Annotated in this window: 1 tRNA gene; it reads left to right on the forward strand. The window is 43.4% G+C overall.

The annotated features are described in order from the left end of the window. Nucleotides 1–42: 42 nt before the first annotated feature. Nucleotides 43–118: transfer RNA gene (locus tag AB4512_RS22260), tRNA-Val, on the forward strand. Nucleotides 119–244 lie beyond the last annotated feature (126 nt).

The following is a 244-nucleotide window of genomic DNA, read 5'->3' on the forward strand; positions in this document are numbered from 1 at the left end:
GACCCACCATTCTTTCTCCACGAAAGAATTAAAACTTTTAGTGGGCGATTAGCTCAGTTGGGAGAGCACCTGCCTTACAAGCAGGGGGTCACTGGTTCGAGCCCGGTATCGCCCACCATTCTCTAAATATTCTTGGAAGTTAAATCTCCAAACCACTTCTTATGTCGCTGGTTGGATTTTTCGACTGTGAGAGTCTTTAGAAAATGAACTTCACAAGAAGTCTCATTGCTCTTTAACAATTTGG

Source organism: Vibrio sp. 10N.222.52.B7, from assembly GCF_041474275.1.
Lineage (GTDB): Bacteria > Pseudomonadota > Gammaproteobacteria > Enterobacterales > Vibrionaceae > Vibrio > Vibrio crassostreae_C.